Annotated in this window: 4 protein-coding genes; 3 read left to right on the top strand and 1 reads right to left on the bottom strand. The window is 50.1% G+C overall.

Translation table 11 applies throughout. The features are described from left to right. The first annotated feature begins 439 nt into the window (after positions 1 to 439). Entirely contained in the window at positions 440 to 577 is a 138-nt protein-coding gene (locus Q8O92_13940) for a hypothetical protein (GenBank protein ID MDP2984416.1), read from the top strand. Between the two features lie 254 nt (positions 578 to 831). On the opposite strand, the gene Q8O92_13935 is transcribed toward Q8O92_13940, so the two are convergent. Next, on the bottom strand, positions 832 to 3,969 hold the full coding sequence (locus Q8O92_13935) for a heparinase II/III family protein (protein MDP2984415.1): 3,138 nt from the start codon (positions 3,967 to 3,969) through the stop codon (positions 832 to 834). A 294-nt stretch (positions 3,970 to 4,263) separates the two neighbouring features. Here Q8O92_13935 and Q8O92_13930 point away from each other — a divergent pair, with 294 nt between their 5' ends. Both Q8O92_13930 and Q8O92_13925 read left to right on the top strand, forming a co-directional pair. Next, entirely contained in the window at positions 4,264 to 5,814 is a 1,551-nt protein-coding gene (locus Q8O92_13930) for a hypothetical protein (protein ID MDP2984414.1), read from the top strand. A gap of 36 nt (positions 5,815 to 5,850) precedes the next feature. Further along, positions 5,851 to 6,684, top strand: a complete 834-nt coding sequence (locus Q8O92_13925; GenBank protein MDP2984413.1) for a DNA methyltransferase — start codon at positions 5,851 to 5,853, stop codon at positions 6,682 to 6,684. Positions 6,685 to 6,888: the final 204 nt, after the last annotated feature.

Raw genomic sequence — 6,888 nt, 5'->3', positions numbered from 1 at the left:
TTCTTCTCCAAAAGAGTTGGTAAAAAATGCACTTATAAGGGTTGCATTGAGGGAATGATCTCAATCCAACCCGAATTGAAATATTTTATTAGTTGCTGTCAAGCCCAAGCAAGTCAGCCTTTGGCTGAGGCTTGACAGATTAAGGTCTGCTTAGATTATTTACGTAACAAAACTTTTTTTATCCATAACGATGCAAAGTCCCCCTTTGGGGGATTTAGGGGGCTGCCTCTCAAAGAGTTATCTCATTTTGCACTGCTAAATTTACCAACTGATTCGGAGAAGAACCTTATTTAATAATTAGAAATTTTTCTTCCTTGACCTTGCTCCTGGCCATTTATATATTTATAGTTAATGACCCTGATCTCTGTTTATACCTGTGTTTTCTCCGTGGAAAGGGAAAAGATTACGCTCTAAGAGATACCGTTAAAAAGGAGAACCAATGAAAACGAGAAGGAATTTTCTTTCATATGTATTTCTCAGCTTGAGCGCAGTGATCACTGCCCTGGTGACTGTCTCATGCGGGAAAAAACCTGATGCTGAAACCGAACCGTCTCCTGAATGGCCGCCAAAGGAATAACAAATTCTTTCCACCCAAAGATGTTAAAACGCCCGTTTCACCGGGCGTTTTTTTATAACCTGCAAAATATTCATCCTCTGTGAAAGTATCGGAGGCGAGACAGGCTGTGGGAAAGAAACAAGCGATGTATCATTTTTCGGATTTGACGATCTTCCCGGTAAAATATTTCCTGTGATTGCGGGCCAAAAACGGGCATATAAAAGGCCCGAGTATAAATCCCGGGCCTTTTTTACCTTCGATGATCTGATTACTTTTTACCTCACGCTCACCAAACCTTCCCCGGCGGGGAGCTTGACAGTCACCATCTTTTTGGCTGTATCGAATTTGAATCCGGCGACCGCTTTCCCGTTGACCGTGACGCCCTGCGGGGCGGAAACGGCCGCCAGCGCCACATCGGCCTCTACGGACAAGTAATATTTCATTCCGGAAGCAGAAATTTCGCAGGTGATGGGCTCTTTCGATTCCACCAGCGCCTTCCCGTCACGGGAGAGCGAAGTGCAGCGTGCGGCAAAGGTCTTGGGACCTTTCCAAGCTGCCGCCACCGCATCGGTCTGCACCGCACCGGTATTGTAAACGAATCCGGGTCTGGTGTTGAAGGCGAAATCGACTCCCGCCGCCTTGCCGACCATACAGCCGTTCTTCGCTTCGCAGGTTACATCCGGCTTCTCTCCCTTGGTCGTGGTAAGCAGATTGGCCATAACTAAAGGAATTCTATCCGTGCGTGCGGTGACCTTTAGCATGCCTTCCTTTTGCAGGGGATTTTGACGCATGAGGGTGCTGAGATAGTGCGGAGTTTCCTCCGCTGCCGCAGTCACTTTCTCCGGAGCAAGGTGCATAAAGTAGAGACTGGTTCCGCTCTTGGTAATGGTGGAATATTTTTCACCGGCGGTGATGTCATTCAGATACGCGGTCTGATAGAGCAGGGTTACATCGGCGTCGCGCTCGGCGGGAACAGCGGTGTCGAGCATGAGCACCATCCGCGGTTTGAGGAAGAGCATGTTCCGTTCGAGGCTCTTCACCTTGCCCCAATAGAGACGGCCGATGTCCCCGGCGCTGAAGGAAGCAAATTCGCCATCGAGGAAATGGGTCACCCGTGCAAAATCATCGAAACCGTCAGCGAACACCAGAGGGTCCCCTACCCGCTGGCTCTGGTGGTTGCTGTCGATGAGGATGGTCGAATGGGCGACCGGCTGCGTGTACCAGGGCTGATAGAGCGGATCGTCATAATAGGAGGAACCATGGCGCTCTTCCAGGAAAAGGGTTCCGCGGTCGGCCAGCCAGAATGCCCCCTGGTCCAGGTGCTGGTGGTTGTAGAACGCGCCTGTGCGCATGACGAACACGAAGTCGTCATTCTCCCAGCCGCTTTTGAACACCGTGGTGCCAACATTCCGGAACAGCCGCACCGGGTTGTCGCTGAACGGGTCCTTCTTGGGCACATCGAGAGTCTCATACAGAGCATCCCAGAGATTCTCGCCACCTTTGAGGTAATTATAGTACCAGCCGAGGAGCGGATCTTTGGTCTTGGCCATAAGGAAAGCGTAGTTGGTGGCCGGACCGATATTACCGTTGGAATCGCCGTAATAGAACTGCTCTCTGTTCTTGATTTTTCCCGCCCAGATGTATTCATTGAAACAATGTTCGAGAGGTTTGGTAAAGTCGATGCTGAACACGTTTTCCAGGGAGGGCAGACTGCGGGAGAGGTTCTCGAAGCTGTAGTTGTTGTACCCCAGACCCTCGCCCCAGGCGCCGGTCGGATCATTCACCTTTGAGATAAAATCATAAAGCTTCATCGCCGTGCCGGTGAAATACGGCTCGGTCATAGCCACATCCGGGCCGTCGCCGAACATCGCCGTCTGCACCATCAGCGAACCTCCAGCGATCATGGCTATCCAGTTGGATGTATCGGAGGTGACATTATTGTCATAGACATGTGATTTGAACGCCCCCATGACGATATTATCTACGAGGGCTTTTCGGATGATCTTCCGTTCTTCTTCGGTCATGAGGTCATAGGTCAGGTCGTAGCCGAGGGCCAGACGGTGCGACCAGCCGCCGGAGCGGTGGTCGGCAAACCGTCCCCGCTTGATCTGCCAGGGATGATTCCAGGTCGGGAAGGTCGCCAGTTTCAGCAGTATATTCTTGGCATACTCTCCCGCAGCTTTATCGCCGCAGAGTGCATAAGCAAGAGCGTTGGCATTTACTGCTTCGCCCGAGGGGAGAATCTTGGAGCCTGATTCCGACCAGGTCGGCAGCCAGTTCTCATCGGGATACTGGTCGAGGTCGTAGAAGAGTCTGTCCACCGGCAGACGGTTCCGCTGGCCTTCCGCGGTGTTGGTCAGTCCTGCATATACACTCTTGAACCGATCGGTTTTCAGCTTGGCAATGAGCTGATCCTTTTTCGCCGTGTCAAACCAGAGGCGGGGGTGTTTACCGGCCATGTTCTTCGGAGCAACATGGATGGTAAATACGGTCTCCGAGAGCAGGTTGTTCGTTTTTGGCTCCAAAGCCCGGAGAGTAGCAAGGTACAATCCTTCGGGCAGGGTAAGCGCCTGGGAATAAGACCAGAGATCGCTCGGTTTTTCTCCTTTCTTGACTTCCAGTTTTTTCAGGTCGGAGATGAGTACCTTTTTGTTACGGTCGGCATAGGGAGTGACGGTAAGCTCCACCCTCCCGGCATTAAGCGGCCAACTCCCGCGAAGAGAGAAGGTATCCCCCTTGAAATAGTATTTCTTGGGTATATATGGCTTCCATTCGGGGAGTTTTAACACCTGCGGCTCCACGAACTGAAATGCCATGGCCCGCGCCCCTTTGAACGTGATGTCGTCCAGCCCCAGATAGAACGGCATGAAAGGATCGGCTGTGGGGCATTTGGCCAAAACAGCCAGGGCGTTTACCCGGACCCGGTCCTTTGCGGCCAGATTGGGGTTCTCCTGTATGAAATCGTTCCACGTCACTTTTATCCAAGTCCACTTGTTCGTAACAGGCTCGGGGATAGTATAATCTACCTTGCCATCCGGACCTGCCGCCAGGCGCACTTTGAAATACTCGAACGGAAGACTGGATTTCAGATAATATCGGAGGGTGATTGTGGAACCGGGAACAAGATACATATCGAGTATTTTCTGCGCCCCGGCATAATTATCCACATTGGTATACGGAGTCACTTTCTCTTCAATGGAAACATTGGGGTCGCCGGGAACGATCTCGTTGATGCGGAAATTCGGGTCATAAGCGATATCCTGCCAGAGGGGGTAGGATGCCCAGGCGCCCAAAAGCCGCGCCTCGAAATTTTCGCTGTATGTATAGGGCTCCAGAACAACAGCGGCATAGGACGGTCCGGCGATTACTACTGCGGTTGCTGCCAGAAATAGCATCGGGAGCATCTTTCTCATGGTATTCCCACTCCTTTGTTATGGCTTTGGTTTTAGTATGAAAGCAACGATAAATATCAGAATACAATCTCACAAGCTAATTTCGCAAGGTAAAAATAATCCCAAGCCGGGTAATTGTAAAGAATTATGCAAGAGAAAATGAAAAAAATGAAGGTTATATATAAAGCGCATGTAAACATTATACATATTCGGTATGACTTTGTCTTTTTTTACATTTCCCTTGACTCTCCCTCCCCAAAAAACAATCTTTTCACTTTACCATTTTACCACTTTATCTTTTTCAAAGGAGTCATTATGCTCTCGATCCGCTATTTCTTCTTTATCCTGATCGGTGTTGTGTCAGCCATCTTTATAAACAATCCGGGAAATTGTCAGCCGAAGTCGGCCGGGCAAAAAATTGTGAAAGTCGGGAATTACGGCGTCCTGCACCGTGGGGTGATAACCCGTGAGGATTCCCTTCCCCTGATGGCGGGCGAAGTGAAACGCAAAGCACTCGCCGAAAGTTTCGATAAAAAAGGCCTGCTTTATACAGCTAAAGTAGTAGTAGATTCAGACCCGAAGCTGCTGGTTCCGCCTCCCGCCATTGCTAGCCTGGCGGGGAAGGAATTTTCTGTAGCGAAAAACCCGCCGACAATTGAGTTCGGCATTGCTCCGGTGGAGCCGAAATTTTTCTCCGAGCCGCCCGCCGGAAACAAGGTCGGCCCCTGGTCCAACTGGTCGCAGGGGAACTACTACCCGCCTACAGGGAAATTCTACTCCTCCTGCGGCGACCACGCCGGGTATAACGCTCACCTGTACCTTGTGGAATATGACCCCGCCGAAAAGCATATCCGCTGCCTTCCGGAGATAAACAAGGTACTCGGGCGTACAAAAGACCGATTCGGCGACGGCAAGATTCACGGATGGATCGACTTCTATGACGGCCCGAACCTTTGGTTCTGCACGTACTGGGCCAAGTATCCCGAGCCGCTGGAAAAGGATTACGCAACCGGGTATGGCGGCGGTTACCTGATGAGCTGCAATGTGGTGACCGGAGACATCGTGGATTACGGCGTCCCACTGGAGCGCGTCTCCTGGCCGTACTTCCATGTGGATGCCAAACGGGGCATGCTGTATGCCGTAGGGCGGACGAACGAATTCCTCGCCTGGAACATCAAAGACCAACGGACGCGCTGGGCGGGATGCCTCCCCGACAGCCTGGAATGGGGCAACCGCTCGGTTCTCATCGATGAGACAACAGGATGCGTTTATTCATCAAACACCCATGCTTCCGATAAAGAGGCACATTTCATCAAATACGACCCGTCGAAAAACCGCTTCTTCAGGCTTGCCTGCACAATTCCGCCCCAAAAGAAGACCGGCGCCCGCGAGTTTATGCGCGCCCACACCCGTTTAAGAGGCCCGGACGGCCTCTTCTGGTGTGTGAGCCAGCCGGGAGAGTTATTCACCTTCGACCCGGAAAAGGAAATAATCGAGGACAAGGGCATCATCTGGCCGGGAACCCAGACCTATGTGGCTTCCATGGCGAGAAGCCCCAAAGGGCGGTATATCTATTTCGTCCCCGGCGCTCACGGCGGCGGCTGGCAGGATGGCGCCCCGATTGTGCAGTACGACACGAAAACAGGCGCAAAGAAGGCGCTGGCGTTTCTCTTCCCCTACTATTATGAAAAGTATGGTTATATCACCGGAGGAACCTATTCCACGGTGATCGACGACAATGGCGGGCGGCTGTTCATCTTCTGGAACGGCGCATTCACTGACATCAAACCGAACGGAAGGGCCGATACTTTCGGGCATTGCGCTGTCATGCTGGTGAACATACCGGCGGAAGAAAGAGAGGAATAAACTCACCCCAATTTGACTATATGAAGGAAATCCCTCATGACCCCCTGGAAAAACAAGCTTTATTACGGCGACAACCTCCGCATCATGCGCGAGTACCTCGATGATGAAAGTGTTGACCTCATCTATCTCGATCCGCCGTTCAACTCCAAGGCCACCTACAATGTCCTCTTCCGGGAGAAGAACGGCTCAGATTCCTCGGCGCAGATCACCGCGTTCGACGACACCTGGCATTGGGACGCCGCCGCTGCGGAAACTTATCATGACCTGGTCACCCGCGGTCCCCAGAAGCTCGCCGCTCTTATGGATGCTTTTCATTCTTTTTTGGGGCAGAACGATATGATAGCCTATCTTGCCATGATGGCGGCGCGCCTGGTTGAGATGCGCAGGGTTCTCAAACCGACAGGCAGCATCTACCTCCATTGCGACCCGACCGCAAGCCATTATTTGAAGATTGTGCTTGATTCAATATTCGGAGGAGAGAATTATAAAAATGAAATTATTTGGCAAAGAATAAACGCCAAAGGTAATGTTCAAAGAAAATTCGGTGCTGTACATGATGTTATTCTCTTGTATGCCAAAATATTAGGCAAAGAACAATGGAACCAGGTTTATCGTCCTTTAGACCAATCATATATTGATAAAACCTATCGTTTCATCGAAGAAGGGACAGGACGTAAGTATAGCCTTGATAATCTAACGGCTTCCATGCAACGTGCATCCACTGGACAGATATATGAATGGAAAGGTAAACGTCCGCCTGCTACACGATGTTGGGTATATGCAGTAGATCGCATGGAAGAATTGGATAGACAAGGCCGCATCATATATTCAAAAAATGGTTACCCTAGATTTAACCCGGATTATTCGTAAAATTGTCATTTCAATTTTTTACATAAATATCAATCACTTACCATACATTACAAAATAAAGCTTATCCTATTGTATAACAAGAAGTAATGAAAAAGTATTAAAGAATTATCACCGCCTATTTTTCTAAAAAGAAATTACAGATAGAGTGAACATATGTTACATCGAAAATAATTCAATTTTGAAGAAATTAAGGTAAATATTCTT

It is taken from the genome of Candidatus Latescibacter sp. (genome assembly GCA_030692375.1).
Lineage (GTDB): Bacteria > Latescibacterota > Latescibacteria > Latescibacterales > Latescibacteraceae > JAUYCD01.
This window is presented reverse-complemented; position numbering and strand designations above follow the sequence as displayed.

Bases quoted from the DNA above. Each gene is read 5' to 3' on its own strand.
- Q8O92_13940 (MDP2984416.1), top strand. From the start codon at position 440: ATGAAAACGAGAAGGAATTTTCTTTCATATGTATTTCTCAGCTTGAGC.
- Q8O92_13935 (MDP2984415.1), bottom strand. From the start codon at position 3,969: ATGAGAAAGATGCTCCCGATGCTATTTCTGGCAGCAACCGCAGTAGTA.
- Q8O92_13930 (MDP2984414.1), top strand. From the start codon at position 4,264: ATGCTCTCGATCCGCTATTTCTTCTTTATCCTGATCGGTGTTGTGTCA.
- Q8O92_13925 (MDP2984413.1), top strand. From the start codon at position 5,851: ATGACCCCCTGGAAAAACAAGCTTTATTACGGCGACAACCTCCGCATC.